The 16,590-nt window shown below is 62.1% G+C and carries 16 protein-coding genes, 1 tRNA gene and 2 pseudogenes; 12 read left to right on the top strand and 7 right to left on the bottom strand.

Features of this window, described 5'->3' with window-relative positions; all coding sequences use genetic code 11:
- From AAHB16_RS32755 to AAHB16_RS12670, 3 genes and pseudogenes are all read left to right on the top strand, one after another.
- A pseudogene (locus AAHB16_RS32755) lies at nucleotides 1-151 on the top strand (tripartite tricarboxylate transporter permease); the annotation flags it as partial.
- Between the two features lie 190 nt (nucleotides 152-341).
- The gene (locus tag AAHB16_RS12675) at nucleotides 342-698 is read left to right on the top strand and encodes a host attachment protein (RefSeq protein WP_342051009.1); all 357 of its coding nucleotides are present in this window, start codon (nucleotides 342-344) and stop codon (nucleotides 696-698) included.
- A gap of 174 nt (nucleotides 699-872) precedes the next feature.
- Nucleotides 873-1,763, top strand: coding sequence for a helix-turn-helix transcriptional regulator (locus tag AAHB16_RS12670; protein WP_342051008.1), 891 nt, complete (start codon nucleotides 873-875; stop codon nucleotides 1,761-1,763).
- Between the two features lie 16 nt (nucleotides 1,764-1,779).
- Here the strand turns inward: AAHB16_RS12670 and AAHB16_RS12665 are convergent, their stop codons facing one another.
- The 3 genes from AAHB16_RS12665 to AAHB16_RS12655 all read right to left on the bottom strand — a co-directional run bounded on the left by AAHB16_RS12665 (nucleotide 1,780) and on the right by AAHB16_RS12655 (nucleotide 5,308).
- A complete protein-coding gene (locus AAHB16_RS12665) occupies nucleotides 1,780-2,802 on the bottom strand; it encodes a zinc-binding alcohol dehydrogenase family protein (protein WP_342051007.1) in 1,023 nt (340 codons plus the stop codon).
- A 16-nt stretch (nucleotides 2,803-2,818) separates the two neighbouring features.
- The gene (locus AAHB16_RS12660) at nucleotides 2,819-4,024 is read right to left on the bottom strand and encodes an alcohol dehydrogenase catalytic domain-containing protein (protein ID WP_342051006.1); all 1,206 of its coding nucleotides are present in this window, start codon (nucleotides 4,022-4,024) and stop codon (nucleotides 2,819-2,821) included.
- Nucleotides 4,025-4,126: 102 nt separating this feature from the next.
- A complete protein-coding gene (locus AAHB16_RS12655) occupies nucleotides 4,127-5,308 on the bottom strand; it encodes an alkene reductase (RefSeq protein WP_150372210.1) in 1,182 nt (393 codons plus the stop codon).
- A 280-nt stretch (nucleotides 5,309-5,588) separates the two neighbouring features.
- On the opposite strand from AAHB16_RS12655, the gene AAHB16_RS12650 reads away from it, so the two are divergent.
- The 8 genes and pseudogenes from AAHB16_RS12650 to AAHB16_RS32750 all read left to right on the top strand — a co-directional run.
- Nucleotides 5,589-6,590 carry an LLM class oxidoreductase gene (locus tag AAHB16_RS12650; RefSeq protein WP_342051018.1) on the top strand — a complete coding sequence of 334 codons (1,002 nt, stop codon included), beginning with the start codon at nucleotides 5,589-5,591 and terminating at the stop codon, nucleotides 6,588-6,590.
- A 48-nt stretch (nucleotides 6,591-6,638) separates the two neighbouring features.
- On the top strand, nucleotides 6,639-7,838 hold the full coding sequence (locus tag AAHB16_RS12645) for a hypothetical protein (protein WP_342051005.1): 1,200 nt from the start codon (nucleotides 6,639-6,641) through the stop codon (nucleotides 7,836-7,838).
- Nucleotides 7,810-8,319: a phosphate-starvation-inducible PsiE family protein gene (locus tag AAHB16_RS12640; protein WP_150372212.1), complete on the top strand. Its 510-nt coding sequence runs from the start codon at nucleotides 7,810-7,812 to the stop codon at nucleotides 8,317-8,319. Before AAHB16_RS12645 ends, AAHB16_RS12640 begins: the two co-directional genes overlap by 29 nt.
- A gap of 149 nt (nucleotides 8,320-8,468) precedes the next feature.
- Nucleotides 8,469-9,041, top strand: a complete 573-nt coding sequence (locus AAHB16_RS12635; RefSeq protein ID WP_342051004.1) for an HdeD family acid-resistance protein — start codon at nucleotides 8,469-8,471, stop codon at nucleotides 9,039-9,041.
- 52 nt (nucleotides 9,042-9,093) lie between these two features.
- Complete coding sequence (locus AAHB16_RS12630) at nucleotides 9,094-9,516, top strand: PRC-barrel domain-containing protein (RefSeq protein ID WP_150372214.1); 423 nt, start codon at nucleotides 9,094-9,096, stop codon at nucleotides 9,514-9,516.
- Nucleotides 9,517-9,591: 75 nt separating this feature from the next.
- Nucleotides 9,592-12,420 carry an ATP-dependent Clp protease ATP-binding subunit gene (locus tag AAHB16_RS12625; RefSeq protein WP_342051003.1) on the top strand — a complete coding sequence of 943 codons (2,829 nt, stop codon included), beginning with the start codon at nucleotides 9,592-9,594 and terminating at the stop codon, nucleotides 12,418-12,420.
- Between the two features lie 328 nt (nucleotides 12,421-12,748).
- A complete protein-coding gene (locus AAHB16_RS12620) occupies nucleotides 12,749-12,907 on the top strand; it encodes a helix-turn-helix domain-containing protein (protein ID WP_317889526.1) in 159 nt (52 codons plus the stop codon).
- A 104-nt stretch (nucleotides 12,908-13,011) separates the two neighbouring features.
- Nucleotides 13,012-13,152 (top strand): annotated as a pseudogene (locus AAHB16_RS32750) (helix-turn-helix domain-containing protein); the annotation flags it as partial.
- Between the two features lie 63 nt (nucleotides 13,153-13,215).
- Here AAHB16_RS32750 and AAHB16_RS12615 read toward each other — a convergent pair.
- On the bottom strand, nucleotides 13,216-13,857 hold the full coding sequence (locus AAHB16_RS12615) for a hypothetical protein (protein ID WP_150372216.1): 642 nt from the start codon (nucleotides 13,855-13,857) through the stop codon (nucleotides 13,216-13,218).
- A gap of 553 nt (nucleotides 13,858-14,410) precedes the next feature.
- On the opposite strand from AAHB16_RS12615, the gene AAHB16_RS12610 reads away from it, so the two are divergent.
- On the top strand, nucleotides 14,411-14,941 hold the full coding sequence (locus AAHB16_RS12610) for a DUF4145 domain-containing protein (protein ID WP_223851285.1): 531 nt from the start codon (nucleotides 14,411-14,413) through the stop codon (nucleotides 14,939-14,941).
- A 1-nt stretch (nucleotide 14,942) separates the two neighbouring features.
- Here AAHB16_RS12610 and AAHB16_RS12605 read toward each other — a convergent pair whose 3' ends face one another.
- From AAHB16_RS12605 to AAHB16_RS12595, 3 genes are all read right to left on the bottom strand, one after another.
- A complete protein-coding gene (locus AAHB16_RS12605) occupies nucleotides 14,943-15,359 on the bottom strand; it encodes a hypothetical protein (RefSeq protein ID WP_191002119.1) in 417 nt (138 codons plus the stop codon).
- Nucleotides 15,346-16,317: a DUF6538 domain-containing protein gene (locus AAHB16_RS12600; protein WP_342051002.1), complete on the bottom strand. Its 972-nt coding sequence runs from the start codon at nucleotides 16,315-16,317 to the stop codon at nucleotides 15,346-15,348. Before AAHB16_RS12600 ends, AAHB16_RS12605 begins: the two co-directional genes overlap by 14 nt.
- A gap of 113 nt (nucleotides 16,318-16,430) precedes the next feature.
- Nucleotides 16,431-16,524, bottom strand: a tRNA-Ser gene (locus AAHB16_RS12595).
- Nucleotides 16,525-16,590 lie beyond the last annotated feature (66 nt).

The raw sequence follows: 16,590 nt of genomic DNA, 5'->3' as shown, positions 1-16,590 counted from the left end.
TCGGTCGCTGCTGCTGTCCCGCGGCGCCTTCACGGTGTTCGTGACGCGCCCGCTGTCGCTCGGCCTGCTGATCGCCGCTGCGCTGCTGGTGATCATTGTGGCCATGCCGTCGATCAAGGCAAAGCGAGACGTAGCGTTTCAGGAGGAATAGCGGCGGATGGAGATGAGCTGGCGCGCGACGGCGTTGGCCGGCTCGCCGCCGCGACAGGCACGGAATGCGCTCTTTTTACTGAAAACTGCGACTCATCCCGTTCGGCTCCGCGCCGCTCCGGGCCGCCACCTAAAATGGTGTACGCCTACCCGGTTGGGAGCATCAGCCGATCACCTCTCAGAGGTACACCATGGCCGATATTACTTGGGTCGTCGTCGCCGACGGTGGCCGTGCTCGAATCTTCGAGACCGCTGGGCTAAAACTGGAATTACGGGAAATCGAAGACCTCGTCAATGTTGTTCCAGGTGGGATCACGCTTAGAGATAGGGAACGCGAGAAGTTTGCGAAGACCATCGCCGAACGCCTCGAACAGGGACGGCTCGAGCATAGGTATCATCGCTTGCGACTCGCCGTGGAGCCAAGATTTCTGGGCATGCTTCGCAAGCATCTCAGCGCGGAAACGCTTCAGATGATCTTCGAAGTCATCAACGAAGATCTATCGGCTTTCGATGCGCGCGAAGTTCAGGCGCATCTGAGAACGCATTGAGGCGGCCGGCCAGCGGCGCCGACCACCGCCGCCGACGCTCCGGCCCCGTCAATCCTTCCATCACGGGCCTGACACCGTGGCGTGCCGGAAGAATGTGTAAGTAAACCTAAGGAAGATGACTGCAGGGACTAGACTTCGATGTCCCACTATCGTCCTTCCTGGAGATGGCGCCCCATGGAGCAAATGTCTGTTTCTTCGGAGTCGCGTGGCCTCTACTGCCACGCGATCGGTATGTGCTGTACGGACTGTTCCATAAAGCCTGCACAATGGATCTCGTGTGTCATCCCGGCAGACCGGACCACCGCACATGCGAGCGTCGTCGGAGACACTGCCCGCTCTTGTCACCATATCAGCGTCAGTGCGCCGTTCATTGCTATCGTGCCCGCGAGCGCTTGCATCGAATTAGACGATGAGGACGATCCTCGTGGCCTTGTGCTCGCGCTCAATTTGGCCAGGTTGAGGGAAACCGCCAGTATTGGTTACGGTACCACGACCTGTGATATTCCTTGCTGGGTCACGGCGTGGGACCCATTCCTACGCGAGGTGGCCGACAAGATTTCAACGCTGCATGCCGGTACAAAGCCGGACCCGGAGTGCTTCGTCGCCTTCGCTGCCGTAATTTCGCTTCATCTCGCGGCCCGATACGGGCGCGCTGGTACACACGAAGAGGGTGCAGCGCTCTCGCATCTAAAGCTAAGTGTCGTAGAAGATTTCATAGACAAGCATATCGCGGAGAACATTCCGGTCGAGCGCCTCGCGGCGGTCGTGCATATGAGCGCGTCGCATTTCGCGCATGCTTTCAAAAACGCGACTGGCCTTACACCGCACCTCTACCTGACTACGAAACGGCTGAAGTATGCGGAGTTGATGCTTATCGAAGGAGTCATTCCCCTCATCGATGTCGCTGCTCGGGCAGGCTATCGGACGCAGCAACACTTCACCGCGGTGTTTCATCAATACACAGGCTACACGCCCCGCGCTTTCCGGTTTGCACATGTTCGCCCAGAACGACACGACTCTCCGGCGTACGCCTGGTGCCAGTTAGGCAAAACGAAGCTCGAATAGAAGCGCGCACGTAACATCAGAAACCGGATAGCACGATCTTGCCGCGCGCCTTGCCGCTCTCGATCAAGGCATGGGCGCGGCGCAGGTTTGTCGCGTTGATGGTGCCGAAAAGGTCCGCCAGGGTTGTGCGCAGCACGCCGGCATCGACCAGCGCGGCGATCCGGACCAGAATGGCGTGTTGCTCGATCATGTCCGCCGTCTGGTACATCGAGCGCGTATACATCAGTTCCCAATGTAGCGAGATGCTCTTCGGCTTGAGGATCGGCACGTCGAGCGACTCGGGGTCATCGATCAGGCCCAGCTTGCCTTGCGGTGCCAGCATCTCGGCGATGTCGACGAGGTGCTTGTCGGTGTGGGTCAGGCTTGCCACATAATCCGCCATGTAATCGGCCTCGTCGATACCAAGGCCGCGCAGTTGCGCCGCCATGGGCTTCGTGTGGTCGATGACATGGTGCGCGCCAAGCTCGCGCACCCACTCCCGTGTCTCCGGCCGGGATGCCGTGGCGACCACGGTCAGGCCCGTCAACTGGCGCGCCAGTTGAATCAATATCGAGCCGACGCCGCCCGCGCCGCCAATGACCACCAGCACCCCGATCGGGTTCTTGCCCTCGCGCACCTGCAATCGGTCGAACAGCAACTCCCACGCCGTGACCGCAGTCAGCGGCAGCGCGGCCGCTTCCTCGAAGCTGAGGCGCTTCGGCATTGGACCGACGATGCGCTCGTCGACCAGATGCAGCTCGCTGTTGGTGCCCGCGCGCAACAGCGAACCGGCGTACATGACCCGATCACCGGGTTTGAATAGGGTGACGCGGTCCCCCACGGCGCGAACCACACCGGCCGCATCCCAGCCCAACACCTTCGGTTCCACCGGGGGCGGCAGCACGCCGCCCCGGATCTTGGTATCGACCGGGTTCACCGACACCGAACGCACCTCCACCAACAGGTCGTACCCGGCCGGCACTGGCTCCGGCAACGTGGTGTCGATCAGGGCATCCGGCGAATCGAGCGGCACCGACTCGTTATAGACCACGGCTTTCATGATGGGCGGCTGTTGTCTAGGCAGCCTTCTTTACGCTGCCATGCGGATCGATGACGAACTTCTTCGGCGAACCGTCGCTGAAGGTCTTGTAGGCCTCCGGCGCTTCCTCGAGCGAGATCAGCTCGGTGTTCAGCATCGCGCCGAGGTAGGGCATCCGGCCCCACAGGATCGCCATCATCAGGTCGCGGTTGTAGTGCATGATCGGTGCCTGCCCCGCCATGAGTCTCGGCGACTTGATCCACGCCTTGCCGAACGCAACGGGAAGCTGCCCCTTTTTTGTCAGCTCGGTGCTCGCCTTCGGATCGGCGTCGGTGTAGATGCCGGGGATGCCCATCGCCCCGCCTGCCCGTACCACTTCAATCAGCGTGTTGATGACCGCCTCCGAGTGCTCGTTGTTCGCCTCCGGGCCGCTGCCGTGCGCTTCGAGCCCGACGCAATCCACGCCGCAATCGACTTCCCGCTTGCCCAGGATCGCTTCGATCTGGTCGGGCACCGGCGTGTCGCTGGTGAGATCGACAATCTCGCAACCATTGTTCTTCACCAGGTCCAGCCGCTCCCGATTACTATCGGCCACGATGATGCAGGACGCGCCGATCAGGCGGGCCCCCGCCGCGACACACCGGCCCACGGGCCCGGCCCCGGCGATATAGACCGTCGAGCCGACTCTGGCCCCAGCCTCCATCAGGCCATGGAAGCCAGTCGGCAGGATGTCCGACAGCAGCGTGAGATCGCGGATCTTCTCCATCGCCTGATCCTTGTCCGGGAAAGGCAGCAGGTTCCAGTCGGCGTAAGGCACCATGAGGTAGTCGGACTGGCCGCCCTGCCAGCCGCCGAGATTGAAGCCATACGCGCCGCAATCGACGGCGTCGTTGACGTTCATGCACACATCGGTGTGCCGCTCCTTGCAATTGCGGCAACGCCCGCAGGAGACGTTGAACGGCACCGAGCACAGGTCGCCCACCTTGATGTACTCGACCCCCTTCCCGACCTCGATGACCTCCCCCGTCATCTCGTGACCCATCACCATCCCCTTGGGCGCGGCAAAGCGGCCCCGGTAGATGTGTTGGTCGCTGCCACAGATGTTCGTCGTCACGATTTTGAGGATGGCGCCGTGTTCGGCTTTCTTGCCCGTCGGGGTGATCAGCTTTGGATAGTCGAAGGTCTGAAGCTCCATCTTCATCGGACCCATGAACGTGATTACGCGATTGCCGCTCGCAGCCATGATTCAACTCCTTGTGTTTGTGATGACAGTGACCTCAAAGCCAGGCGCTTGGGGGTGGTACCTCTTCCGTATTCCTGCAAAGACTTGTTGCCTCTCCGCGGCCTACCTCCAGCGCCCGTCGGTGACGGAGCGAGGGGATTCCCCGCGCTCCTGCGCGAGCGTCGGATAGTCGGTATATCCGCGCTCGCCGCCGCCGTAGAAGGTGGTGGGATCCGGCGAATTGAGCGCCGCGTGTAGCCGCAAGCGTTCAGGCAGGTCGGGGTTGGCAATGAACAATCGTCCGAACGCAATCAGATCCGCGTTGCCATCCTCGATCCATTTTTCCGCATCGCGCCCGTCGAACCCGCCGGCGACCATCAGCACACCGCGATACGTGCGGCGTATCATCTGGCTCATGCGTTTCGCGCGCTCGATGGCGGCCACATCCTCTCCCGTCGACGCCAACGCGGGGTTCACGATGTGCAAGTAAGCCAGGCCGTATCGATTCAGCTTCTCCACGACGTAAGAGAAGGTGGCCTCCGGATCGTCATCGTGCATGTCGTTGAAGGTGCCAAGCGGCGAGAGCCTGACGCCCACTCTGTCTGGCCCCCACACTTCGCAAACCGTCTCGACGACCTCGAGCAACAACCTGGCCCGGCGCTCGATCGATCCGCCGTATTCGTCCGCGCGGCTGTTCGTGCCCGACAGCAGGAACTGGTCGAGCAGATAACCGTTCGCGCCATGGACCTCGACGCCATCCATGCCCGCGGCCTTCGCGTTGCGCGCACCGCGGAAGTACTGGCGCACGACATACGGCATCTCTTCGGGCTGCAGTGCGCGAGGCTTGACGCAAGGCGCGATGACCCCTTCGCCCCGCTCGTTCTCGATGAACGCCTCGGCTTTCGGCTGGAGCGCGCAGGGCGCGACGGGCAGCATCTCATCGGGTTGCAGCGACGGGTGCGAGATCCGTCCTACGTGCCACAGCTGCATGAACATCAGCCCTTGCGCCTCGTGCACGGCGTCCGCCACGAGCCGCCAGCCTTCGACCTGCGCCGGGCTGTGTATGCCCGGCGTCCATGCATAGCCCTGCCCCTGCATCGATACCTGGGTCGCCTCGCTGACGATGAGCGCGGCCGTCGCGCGTTGGGCGTAATAGCAAGCGTTGAGCTGCGACGGAATGTTGCCCGGCCGGAGTGCGCGCGAACGCGTCAACGGACCCATCACGACGCGATGAGGCAGCTTGTACGGGCCGACCTTTATAGGCTTGAACAGCTTGTACAGGGGGCCGGCTTCCTTATCGGGCATATTCGTTCCTTGTGTGATCGACTTGGGCCGAGAGAGACGAGGCCCCTGGGTCTATACGCAGTCTAGCCGCGACACTGCGCGCGGTTCTTGTCGGTTACTGCTCCACGATGTCACGTTCCTGCTGTCATCGGCGCGATGCGAGGGCCATGAGACACGATGGCAGAAGGCCAACAAAACACGGCAGAATCGCGACAGACATCCCTCCGGCGTGGGTCTAGCCTTGGCACAGGAAGTCCTCGTGGTCTCTGGTTGTCCTGGTGTCTTGGTGAGGGGGATGCAGATGTTCCAGCCCAGTACTGTTCCTTACCAGCGGCATCGGGGTTTCGAACGTGCCTTCTCGCCAGGGACGCTCAGCCTTGGATTGTTTTTTCCCATTGAAGCGTTCGAGGGAGATCGGCCGACGATGCTCAACCAGGTCGCGCTGGTCAAGCGAGCCGAGGCGGCCGGTTTTGCGGCGTTATGGTTTCGCGATGTGCCACTGAGAGATCCGAGCTTTGGCGATGTGGGCCAGGTGTTCGATCCGTGGGTCTATATGGGATTTATCGCCGCCCACACTTCGAACATCGCCCTCGGCACGGCGTCGATCGTGCTACCGCTGCGCAATCCCCTCCATACGGCCAAGGCGGTCGCGAGCGTCGATCAACTGAGTCATGGCCGGCTGCTTCTGGGGGTGGCCTCCGGAGATCGCCCAGTCGAGTTCCCGGCATTCAACATCGACCCGGAAAAGCGAGCCGATATCTTCCGCGAAAGGATAGCGGTGATCCGACAGGTGCAGCGCACGAGCTTCGAGCCCGTGCGCTGGAGCGAAGGCGAGCTGATCGGGGCCGACCTGATTCCAAAGCCCACGACGAACGAGATTCCGCTGTTCGTGACCGGGCATAGCCGCCAATCGCTCGACTGGATCGCCAGGCACAGCTGTGGGTGGATCACTTATCCCCGCCCGCCTCACCTCCAGCGAACGAGCATCGACAAATGGCGGCAGGAAGTGATCGCGCAATCCGGTAGCGTGTACAAGCCGTTCATGCAGTCGCTGTATGTCGACCTCGATGCATCGCCGACGGCCGCGCCATCACCGATTCACCTCGGGTTCAGGCTTGGCAGAAGCCATCTGATCGACTTGCTGGATGTCCTGCAGGCCATCGGCGTCGATCATGTCATCCTCAATTTGAAGTACGGAGGCCGCGGCGCAGCCGAGGTCGTCGAGGAGCTTGGCACGCATGTGGTGCCGCGCTTTCCCGCGCGGAATGCTACCGGCGCGGGAGCCGATACACGCGTCTGGTGAGGCGTTCGTGCCAGGGCGCCCCGCATAAGCTAACGATACGAGTTGACCATGGAAGCGATCACGGATCCCGTCCAGCTGAGCGCCAGCCGACTGCTCGACTGGGTCTGCCAACCGCGCAGGAACGGCGATAGCTTCAACATGCTACCCGAGCCATCGCGGCTGTCCGCGCGTGCGCTCACGGCGCGCGCCCAGCATCGTTTGCCCGGCGCGCTCGGCGAGGTCCAGATCGTCTCGGCGATACGCCGGCAATACCGTATCGAGCGCTTCAGGCAGCCGCTTGCCGATTGCTTCGTCCTGGTTCCCATGCGGACCACCCTTGCTGTCCACGCCAACACCATCCTCGGCCTTCAGGGCTCGCTCGATGCCGGTTTGGGTCAGACCATCGCCGATGCGTTTCTGGCCTACTCCCCTGCGCGCCACGGTGCGGCGCTGCCCTATCTGGCGGCACGGCTCGGTGACTTCAATCGTGATCATCCACCGGGACTCAGCGGCGAGGAGTTCGGCCTCTTTCTGGATCCCACGTTCACCTGGCGCGGCGTACAGAAGAAGTTCGACGACGTGGAATGGCTTCATGCCGTCTATGAGGGCAACGCACAATCCATCATCCCCGAGCTATGTCCGGAACGCGAAAAAAATCTTGGCGATGACGGTTACCGACTCGTCTATATCGGGGAGGAGTACTTGCAGGGCATTCCCCCCGCGATGGCGTCGAAGAACGTCGTGACGATCCTGCACGGAGAGTCCGAAGACCAGGCCGTGGCGACACGCGCGCAGGAACTCGCTCGCGTCAAGAAGAGCGATTGCCAGTTCATGGATTTGCACAAGAGCCGTATCACGTCCATCCGGCTGATGGACGAAAAGAGATGCGTGCACGAACTCGGGTATCTGAGGCACCCCAGCTGTGGCGTCCATGTGTCCATGCCGACGCTACACACGAGGTCGGCGCAGAACTTTCTCTATGCGACGGTCATCTGGCCGCACCGGCATGACGATATGAAGCGGATCTTTACGGAAAGCGCCCATGAGGCGGCCATCCTGGCCGCGCCCGTTGCGTTGGTCAATTTCGAGGCGGGGCTTGCAATCTTCAAAGTCGAGTTCTGGAGACTCGTCAAGGACCGGGCGCTCCATAGCTTCGACTGCCTGATTCCCGAACTCATTCTGGTCAGGCAGGCAGGCGGATGGCAGCCTGCCGGCTGGCCGGAACCCAACGAGTCCGAAGATGAGGCCGACCACTCCCTTGAATCTTGACAAACTGCGGCTGCAATGGCGCATGCTGACGTTCTATGAGCGCTTCGAGCAGATCATCTCCCACATCTTGAGCCTCGTGATCTCGGTCGTCATTCTCGTATCGCTCTGGCAGTTGATTCGCGCCGTCATCGCACTGCTGTTTTCGGGAGCCATCGATATTCTCGACCATGCGGTCTTCCAGGCGGTCTTCGGGATGGTGATGACGCTCCTGATCGCGATGGAGTTCAAGCATTCGATTACCCACGTCGTACTACGGCGAGGTCACATCGTACAGGTCAAGACGGTGATCCTCGTTGCGATACTGGCGATCGCGCGCAAGTTCATCATCCTCGACCCGGCCACGGACCCGCCTCACATCGTCGCACTCGCCGCGGGACTACTCGCGCTCGGCAGCGTCTACTGGCTGATGCGGCAACGCGACGACGCGGTCGATGCGGTGGCCGCCGAGCTGGCCGCGCGGGAGAACGAGGAGCGCGGGTGATGCCCGGGGGCGCAGGATTCCGAAACCTCTGCGCAGAAACGCGGAAGAACCGCATGACGCCCGGACATAAGCTTGAGCACAGTCACGGCTCACCCATCCCGCCTGCCTTGCCAGCCGGGCCCCTGTCGACTCGACCGAGGTACCCAACAATGGAAGAACTGCTCGGACGTGCATGGTGGATGCTGGCGCTGCGCGGCGCCGCAGGCATCGTGTTTGGTGTCCTCGCGCTTCTCTGGCCTGGTCTCACGCTGCTGGTGCTCGGCGCGATGTTCGCGGCTTATGTCGTTATCGCAGGCGCCGCGGCAGTCGGCGCGGCGGTGCGACATCGCGCAATACGCTCGGACTGGTGGATCCCGTTGCTGCTGGGCCTGTGCAGTATTGCCGCGGGCGTGATCGCCATCGCCGTGCCAGGTCTGACGACGCTCGTGCTGATCGCTGTCATGGGCGCGAACGCCATCGTCACGGGCGTGCTCGATCTCACCGCCGCAATGCGGCTGAAGCGGCGCGGGCGCAACCACTGGCTGCTGTTTGCCATCGGCATCCTGTCGGTGCTGTTCGGCGTCGTCGTGTTGCTGGCCCCCGGTGCCGGCGCGCTCGCCCTCGTCTGGATGGTCAGCACCTACGCGATTGTCACGGGCGTGATGCTCCTCGTCCTGGGCCTTGGCGCGCGGAACTGGCGGTCCGTCCTTCGCAACCGGCGGAACGTCCCACTGCACTCGTGAGGGCGCCGCACGCCCGGCGTCCATCCTCCCTGTGCGCATATCGGAGAACACCATGAAGACCCGCCTGACTTCAGTCGCAAAGCTGTCAACGCTTGTGCTCGCGCTATCCGCTGGGGGCCTGTTGACCGGCACCGCGACCGCGCAGGATCCGCCCATCGCCGGCAAGGCGACGCTCGGGGTAACCGTTACCGAGGCCCAACTGGTGGCAACGGGCTGGCGTGCATCGAAGATGATCCACACCGATGTCTATAACGAAAAGAACGAGAAGATCGGCCGGGTCGATGACCTCATCGTGGCACCGGATGGTTCGCTTTCGACCGCGGTCATCGATGTCGGTGGCTTTCTCGGCGTGGCCACGCATCGTGTCGCGATCCCCGTTCAGCATTTCAAACAGATCGCACCGAAGGCCATTCTCCCCGGCGCAAGCAAGGACGCGCTGAAGAAGCTGCCGGTGTTCGAGTACGCCAAGGGCTGACAGCCCTGCACCTCGAGGGCTCTTTAGCAGGCCCTCGCCCTCAATCCTCAACTGCCCTCTTCAACGGAGATCATCATGGCAACTTGCAGTGTTTGCGGAAAGCCGGCGACCTCGCAGATTACGATTACCGAGAACGGTCAGCGTCGCCAGTTGACGCTGTGCAACCAGCACTACGTCGAGTTCATGGCGCGCAACCAGCGCAGCCTCTCGCCGCTCGAGTCGCTTTTCCGCGGCGGCCTCTTCGATAGCCTCTTCGACGACATGTTGTCGCCGCTGGAAGGCGGCCGGAGCGGCTTGCATGCCGTCGGCAAGGCCGACGAGTCGCGGACAAGTGCCGGGGAGGACGGCAACGGCGACGCAGGTGCGGCCACGCGCGGGGGCTCACCCGGCGGTCGTCCGCGTCGGCATCGCCGCGCGCGCGAAGCCGTCGACCTCCAGACGTTCCTTAGCGAGAGCGGCCTGGACCGCCTGCAGGCTGCCGCCCAAAAGGCTGTCGATCTCGGCAAGTCCGAAGTCGATACCGAACACCTGCTGCTTGCGCTCACCGACAATAACGTGGTGCAGGAGATCTTTCGCGAGTTCAAGCTGGACCCGGAAGAGATAAAGAGGACGGTCGATCAGAGCGCGCCACGGGGCAACCGCGGGGAGAGAGCCGACGATGAACACATCGGCGTGTCGCCGCGCGCGAAGAGCGCGCTGGAGAATGCGTTGACCGCATCGCGGGAGCTCGGCCACAGCTATGTCGGGCCGGAGCATATCCTGATCGGACTCGTCGAAGAGGAAGATGGCTTCGCGGGCGAGTTGCTGCGCAAATACGGGCTGTCTTCGCATGCGCTCCGGCAGAAGACCGTCAAAGTGGTCGGCAAAGGCGCGGAGGAAGGCACCGTCGAGGGGCGATCCACCACGCCGACGCTCGACAAGTATGCGCGCGATCTCAGCGACCTCGCGCGGCGCGGCAAGCTCGATCCGGTGATCGGCCGCGACAAGGAGATCGAAACCACGATCGAGGTGCTGGCCCGCAGGCGCAAGAACAACCCGGTGTTGATCGGCGAGCCGGGCGTCGGCAAGACGGCGATCGTAGAGGGACTCGCCCAGCGCATCGCGCAGGATCAGGTCCCGGAAGTGCTGCGGGGCAAGCGTGTCGTCGAGTTGAACATCAACAGCGTGGTGGCGGGCGCGAAATATCGTGGCGAGTTCGAAGAGCGCGTGAAACAGGTACTCGACGAGATCGTCGCGAATCAGGACAGGCTCATCGTCTTCATCGATGAGCTGCATACGATCGTGGGTGCCGGCCAGGGTGGCGGTGAAGGTGGACTGGATATCGGCAACGTCTTCAAGCCCGCGCTCGCACGCGGCGAACTGCACCTCGTGGGCGCCACGACGCTTAATGAATACCAGAAGTACATCGAGAAGGACTCGGCGCTCGAGCGCCGCTTCCAGCCAGTGAACGTCCCCGAACCGAGCGTCGCGGAAACCATCGAGATCCTGCGCGGCCTCCGGGATCGCCTCGAGGCCCACCACAAGGTGAAGATCAGCGAGGAGGCCATCTCGGCCGCGGCGAAGCTGTCGGACCGGTATATCGCCGCGCGATTCCTGCCGGACAAGGCCATCGACCTGCTCGACCAGGCGGCTGCCCGCGTACGAATCGCCTCGAACTCCAGGCCGACGAAGCTGCGCGATATCGAGGCCAGCATCCGCCGCACGCGTCAGGAACAGGACGCGGCGAGCGCCGCCAAGCAGTTCGACAAGGCGAAGGAACTGGAAAACAAGCTCAGCGCCGAGCAGGAGCGCCTCAACGATGCAACCGAAGCGTGGAAAAAAGAACGCGGCACAAGTTCGCAGGAGGTGACGGCAGAAGACATCGCGCAGGTCGTAGCGTCGCTCACCGGCGTTCCGGTGTCCGAACTCACCGCCGAGGACAGGGAGAAGCTGCTTCGCCTCGAAGACCGCCTGATGGAGCGTGTGGTCGGCCAGGACGAGGCCGTGAGCGCGGTGGCGAGGGCCGTCCGGCTCTCCCGCGCCGGTCTCACGGAAGGCGGCAAGCCCATCGCGAGCTTCCTGTTTCTGGGGCCGACCGGCGTGGGCAAGACGGAGCTTGCCAAAGCCCTTGCCGCCGCCGTATTCGGCGACGAGAACCAACTGGTGCGTATCGACATGAGCGAGTACGCCGAGCGGCATACGGTGTCGCGGTTGGTGGGCTCTCCCCCTGGATATGTCGGCTATGAAGAAGGCGGTCAGTTGACCGAACGAGTCCGCCGCCGGCCGTATAGCGTGGTGCTGCTCGACGAGATCGAGAAGGCGCACCCGGAGGTGCACAACATCCTGCTGCAGCTGTTCGACGAAGGCCGTCTCACCGACGGAAAGGGACGCACGGTGGATTTCACGAACACGATCATCATCGCGACGAGCAATATCGGGTCGCAGATGATTCAGGACAACATGCGTGCCGACAAGGCGCAGCTGGACTACCCTGCGCTGCGCGACCGCCTGATGGAGGTGCTGCGGCATCATTTCAAGCCCGAGTTCCTGAACCGCGTCGATGAAGTGGTGGTGTTCCACGCGCTGGGCAAGGCACAGATCCGCAGCATCGTCGATCTGCAACTCGCGCGCGTGCAGCGCACCGCGGCCGGACAGAACATCGAGCTATCGTTCGACGATTCGCTGCGGGATCACCTCGCCGATATCGGCTATGACCCCGAGTTCGGCGCACGGATGCTAAAGCGCAAGATCCGGGCGGAAGTGGAGTCGCAACTCGCGGATGCGCTGCTGCGGGGCGATGTACGCGATGGCGACAAGGTGACGATCGCCTACGATGCGGGCACGAATGCCGTGCGCGTACAAAAGGCGACTGCCGATGCGGCGGTGGCGCGTCCGGCGGAAGAGGCTGACGCCGCGCACGCGTGACCGGCGTGCGCAGGGGCGTGAAGCCGGTTTCGCCACCATTCAGGCTACCGATCAGGGGCGTAGCGGGGTTCCAGCGAGCGCGGCTGACAGGGAGGTCGCGGTGCAACGGGTAGCGTTCCAGCGCTGCCCGCGCCTGACCCTGGCGGCCGCGGCTTGCCAGCCGTAAGACCACTCACGGGCGGCTCGTCGCCTTCCGAGTACGGTGCCGACTGCCGCGACGCTGCGCGCGCAAGCGGTACCGCGCCAGCCAACTCTCGGGCAAACAGGATGACGCAGGGTACTTAACCGCCATTGGCGCGGTGGTCCGCGCTCGCCGCCTGGAGTTCGCGTGTCTCAGGAAGCGCTGGCCCTTGCGACGGGCATCGACCGCAGCCATATGGGCCGCATCGAGCGCGGCGAGCGCAATCTGTCCGTGCTCAATCTCATCCGGATTTCGGCCGCGCTCGATATCGCCCCCTCCCAACTCCTCAAGAGATCCGGCCTGTAGGCTGTCACACTGCCATGGCGAGCCAGATCACGACGATCGAGCAGGCCTTTGGCAAGTCGGTACGTATCCGACGCAAGATGCTCGGCTGAAATCAAAGCGAACTCGCCCGGCATGCGGGCCTGCAGACGTCCGCCGTGAGTCGCATCGAACGCGGCGAGGGCGCCCCCACCCTGCACACCCTGGCACGCATCGCCGTGGCACTCAGCGTCCCGCTGGCTTCGCTGATGCAGCGAGCGCCACGGTGAGCGGCCCAACTTCGTTTATTTCGACTGGGCAGCACGCCTTCGATCGCAAGCCGCACGCCCTCGCTAAAGCGGGAAACCTTTGATCACCAGCTTGTCCATCCAATATGCCCGCGTTTCTATGGGCGTGTGGCCATACTTGGCGCCAACCGAGCCCAGGGCATGCCCGTCGATCACGAAACGGACGGGCTCGTCCAGCCGACGTATTCGCCAGTTTGTAGCGAAGCCATGCCGAAACGAGTGAAACGTCTTTCGCGTATCCGTGATGCCAATCTCATGACGCAGAAATTTCGCGAACCATGCCCCCCAGCTGCCGCTGAGCTTCCCCAGCTTGCTCAGCTTGAGGAGGGGAAACAGAGGCGCGTCTGGGCTCGGCAGCGATGCCACATAGTCGAGCAGTCCAAGCCGAGTCAGTACCGGATGAACAGGGACTGCGCGATTGGACGCTTTATTTTTCGTACTACCTTTCGCGTTGTGGATCGCGAAATAGTCGGCCCCGGACTCCCTCTTAAAGTCTTCCCGCCTGAGTTGCGCGATTTCTTCCAGTCGTGCCTTAGAGAAACAGGCGATCAACGGCATCCAGTGGGCCGCGATGCCTCCCGCTGCGCCTTGGGCGGGCGTCGCGTGCGTTGTAAAGGTAGGATGACTGAAAATTTTCTGATAGTCCTCGGGATCGAAGCTGACGCGCGGGTCGTCAATGTTAATCATGCGATGCCTGTTAAGCCTTGCCACGCCAAGGGATGCCCCGCGCAGAGCGTGACCTGTGGCCGTGCTACTAGCTCCGGGACTGGTGCCCCGGTCATGCTAGAGGGTTGTTGCGCGTGGGATGCGCGGGGGCGTACGGGGGAGCGCGCGAGTCATTTGATTTCACAACTGCGCGCGGATTAGCAAAACGGATTTTTTGCCCGAACCAAAATGCAGATTATTCAAAGTGTGATAGGATTTTCACACCACGCCAATTCTCTAAGAAAGGGAAATGATGTCTGATTCGTATTCTTGGCAATGTCCTTTCTGCGGTCACCACGCAACCATTACCATAAACAATCGGTCTGTTGATCATCATGTTTTCGACAAGGGCAATAAGGATGGCAACTCGGTCCTAGTTACTACCGTCATCACTTGCCCCAACCCGGCGTGCCGAGAGTATGAACTAAAGGCTGCTCTCTACAGGTATGCGACCCCGCCTGGAGGTGGCTCGTATGCCCCTAGGGGCGCGGCCAGGCAGACTTGGACTCTGCGCCCAGCTTCCGCTGCCAAGCCAATGCCAGACTATGTTCCTCATCCGATCGTTGAGGACTACAACGAAGCCTGCCTGATTCAGAGCCTCAGCCCGAAAGCGTCGGCAACCCTATCAAGGCGATGCCTGCAAGGAATTATTCGCGATTTCTTTGGAATAAGTAAGGGGACTCTCGCTGAGGAGATTAAGGCAATCGAAGATAAAGTCGATGCCGAGACGTGGAAGTCGATCGATGCCGTGCGCAGCATTGGCAATATCGGCGCACATATGGAAAAGGATATCAACGTTATCGTCGAGGTTGACGCAGACGAGGCGGCACACCTTGTTTGGCTAATTGAACTCCTAGTAGAGGACTGGTACGTTGCCCGCCACGAAAGACAGCTAAAGCACCAAAGCATCCGTGCCATTCGGGACAAGATGAACGCGGCCAAGAAGGCAAAGCCGTCAAACGTTGACAGCGAAAGCGCGGGAAATGCTAGCCAAGACGACATAGCAGGTATCGCCTCCTTAGCAGCACAGAAAGGAATTCGATTCGTTGAAGACGATAAATTCTAGTCTACCGACTGATTTGATTTATCGCTTCGAGTAACCGTGTGGCAGGCATTCCATCGCCTGCCCCATAGGCGGCAGATACTCCCTGTTCAGCGTGCCCCATCAGGGCCATTCGCACGTCCGGCGTAACACCAGCGGTCCGACACATGTCGGCGAACCCATGCCGCCAAGAATGGAAGGTGATGCGCTTGTCCGTGATCTTGAGGGTATTGCGCAGCAATCGCCCGTACCGCTTCGAAAAGGCGGCGGATACGATGCCGTGCATATCCGCCTTGGCGGGGAATAGCGGACCATCCTGCCGAGCCTGCGCCCATTCCACGAAGTCTCGCACTGGCTCGGCCAGTGGCACCCATCGGCGGCTACCTTGATTCTTGAGGCGCATTGCCGCACCCTCGTCGTGCTCACCCTCATCGGCAATCATGAGGCCAGGCATTTCCCTCGCGGGTCTGCAAATCCTCGCGGCGTAGCTGGTGCAATTCGTTCAGCCGGGCACCTGTCCAGCGGGCCAGTCGTGGTAGCCAGTACATAGCCGGGTCCGATTCGCGCATGCCCTTGGTGGCATCCATGACGGCCTCCGCCTGCTCGGGGCTGTAGGGCAGACGTAGCTCGACCGCGCGCTTAGGCGGCGGCAGTTCTGCACCCTCTGCGTGGTTCGCTTCGATCAAGCCGCGAGACTTGGCGACACCCAGCAGCAGACGGATAAATCCAATTGTCTTGTTCGTCGTGGCGACACTGTTGCCCGCCTCAATCCAGCGATAACGCATGGCGATGATGGCCGCTCGCGTAATGGTGTGGATATCGGGGTCTCTCGCCTCTCGCACGGCGCGCGTCACTGCGTCCACAGTCTTGGCCGTGGGCTGTCTGTCGCGCTGCCAGAGCGGGATGATTTGCTCAAGCGTGAGGCCCGATGTCTTGGTCTTGGCTTGCTGGGCCGTGGGCGCATTCTGCGTGGAAACAGCTTGGCGAATGGCGGGTGGAATCGGGGCATGCCCTGCCTCGGACCTACGCCGCTCTACGATGGCCCAAACCCGCTCCAGCCGGTCCGCCTCGGCCTCGTCCTTTTCCTGCTGCTCGTCCTCGGCATCCCAATGCGCCGCTGTTTCCTCGGCCTGCTCATGGCTCGCTGCCTCGTCCCAATAGGCCGGGTCGATGCTGTCTGCTGGCATCGGCTGCGGACGCTGCGTCATGGTCTGCTCTGCCGTCGCAAACTCGTTATCCAATTCCACAGATATGGCTCGGGACAAGCGCAATGCTTCGGCCCGGTCCTTGGTGCGGAGGCTTCTAACGATTTCGGCTTTGCCCGGATAGAGGGGCGTGAGGTGCTTGGGGATACGGCGGCGAATGTAGTACGTACTGCCGCGTTTGATGAGGTGTGCCATGTCTTCTCGCTGGTCCGTGTGTAACACCCGCGTGGCAGTGTATGTACCGGAAACCCGCGCCAGAAAAACAAAACCCCGGAAGACCGCGATCTTCCGGGGTTCGCCGCAATTACTGGCGGAGACGGAGGGATTCGAACCCTCGATCCAGGTTTTGGCCCGGATGCTCCCTTAGCAGGGGAGTGCCTTCGACCTCTCGGCCACGTCTCCCAAACTTGCGTTGTGCGAGGGAGTCCACACAACGAAGCGCGTATTCTAGCGAGTGACTTTCAATTG

It is taken from the genome of Cupriavidus sp. OTU4054 (assembly GCF_038440175.1).
Classification (GTDB): Bacteria; Pseudomonadota; Gammaproteobacteria; order Burkholderiales; family Burkholderiaceae; genus Cupriavidus; species Cupriavidus pauculus_D.
This window is presented reverse-complemented; position numbering and strand designations above follow the sequence as displayed.